Source organism: Kitasatospora sp. NPDC004799 (genome assembly GCF_040609095.1).
Taxonomy (GTDB): domain Bacteria; phylum Actinomycetota; class Actinomycetes; order Streptomycetales; family Streptomycetaceae; genus Kitasatospora.
Window position 1 is genome coordinate 1 of sequence record NZ_JBEXJK010000749.1, and the last position, 1765, is coordinate 1765.

Sequence of the window (1765 nt, forward strand, 5' to 3'; positions counted from 1 at the left end):
GTGCGCCAGCGGCGCAGCCGCCGGTCGGCGAGGCGGCGCAGCAGCGGGCCGCGCGCCTCGGCGCACCAGAGCTGTTCCACCCCGGTGCCCAGCGCCTGGGCGGCCGCCCCCGTCGCGGCCGCGCCGACCAGAACGGCCAGGGCGACGACGGCGATCACGGCGGCGCTGTGCGAGCCGGGCGCGGAGGCCAGGTCGTCGAGTCGTGAGCGGAGCCGGCCGATGTCGCCCCAGTGGCGCTGGCCGAGGACGCCGGCGGTGGTCAGGGCGGCGAGGTAGAGCAGGCCGGGGAGGGCGAGCAGCGCGATCCAGCGTTCGGCGATCCGGCCGCCCAGTGCGCTGAGGAAGGCGCTGGTCACCGGAGTCCGATCGCCCGCAGCGGCTGTGCGAACACGTGGCACCGCGACGTGTGCGCGGCGTCCGGCACCTCCACCCGGCCGCAGTGGCCGTGCGGGCAGGCCAGGACGTGCAGCGGCGGGTGGCCCGGGCCGGAGACCGGCAGGGCGCGGTAGGCGGGGCCGGGGACGGGGGTCGTACGGAAGGAGCCGAGCCCGGCGCTGTGTCCGGCCATCAGCAGCAGCTCCTCCAACTCGTCGAACGCGTCGTCAAGTTCCGCCGGCGGCCGGCCGGCCCTCAGCTCGGCGGTGAGGTGTTCCACCAGGCGGTGCCCCGCCGGGCCGAGGTCGAGCGTGCCGGGTGCGGCGGTCAGCCACCGGCAGAAGTCCCCCAACCGCGCGTGCCCGGCCGTCGGACCGTCCGGCTCGTGGCTCGTCGTCTCGACCACAGGGCCCCCTTTGCGGCGTCGTTGCGGGTCGTGGGTCAGTGTAACGACTGCCTTCTGACGGTGCGTTAGCTAGGATAAGGGGCTGGTTCCACCCGCCGGGGCGGGGCGTTGGAGCAGGCCGGCCGATCGGCGCGACGGAGCGCCCGGGGGTGATCGTCTTGCACGTTCGGCTTTCGGTGACGGGGGGCGGAGCGGATCCGGCCGCTGAACCCCTGCTGCACCACCTCAGAACGGGCGACCGGGCGGCGCTGGACCAGGCGATCCGGACCGCCCGGACGTACCTGCGCACGGCGCCGCCGGGCGACCCGGGCCGGTCCGTCCGGGCGGGCAACCTCCTGGTGGCGCTCCTGGCACGCTGGCAACTGCTCGGCGACCGGCGGGACCTGGACGCCCTGATCGAGCTCGGGGTCGAACGCGCGGCGGCCGAGCCGCCCGCGGCCCAGGACGTCCGGCTGCTCGCCATCGGGTACCGGACCAGGTTCGACCTCGACCACCGGCCGGCGGATCTGGACGGCGCGGTGGCGATGTTCGCCCGCGCGGCCGGCCTGCCGCAGCAGTCGCCCGCCGTGGGGGAAGCGCTGGCCGGTCTCGGCGCGGCGCTGTCCGAGCGGTACCGGGCCGCCGGCCGCGAGCAGGACCTGACCCGGGCCGAGAGCGCCTACCGGCAGGCGCTGGACGGCCTGCCGGCCGACCCCACGGACCTCGCCGTCCTGCTGCTCGGTCTCGCCGAGGTGCTGCACTCCGTCCATGAACTCACCGGGGACGCCGAGGCGTTGGAGGAGGCACTGGAGCTGTGGCGCGAGGTGTCGGCCGTGGTCCCGGCGGGCCACGGAGCCCGGCTGCCGGCGCTGCACAACCTGGCCCAGGGCCTGCGGACCTGGAGCACCCTCACCGGCGACCCGGACGACCGGGAGGAGATGCTCCGGGTGAACCGGGCCTCGCTGGCCGCGACGCCGGCCGGGCAGCCCGGCCACGGCGACTGCC

The 1765-nt window shown here is 76.5% G+C and carries 1 protein-coding gene and 2 pseudogenes; 1 reads left to right on the forward strand and 2 read right to left on the reverse strand.

Going from position 1 to position 1765, the window contains the following annotated elements; genetic code table 11:
• Positions 1-356 (reverse strand): annotated as a pseudogene (locus ABZW03_RS40490) (hypothetical protein); the annotation flags it as partial.
• Positions 353-781 carry a hypothetical protein gene (locus tag ABZW03_RS40495; protein ID WP_355269840.1) on the reverse strand — a complete coding sequence of 143 codons (429 nt, stop codon included), beginning with the start codon at positions 779-781 and terminating at the stop codon, positions 353-355. The gene ABZW03_RS40495 and the pseudogene ABZW03_RS40490, both read right to left, overlap by 4 nt.
• A 158-nt stretch (positions 782-939) precedes the next feature.
• On the opposite strand from ABZW03_RS40495, the pseudogene ABZW03_RS40500 reads away from it, so the two are divergent.
• A pseudogene (locus tag ABZW03_RS40500) lies at positions 940-1765 on the forward strand (CHAT domain-containing protein); the annotation flags it as partial.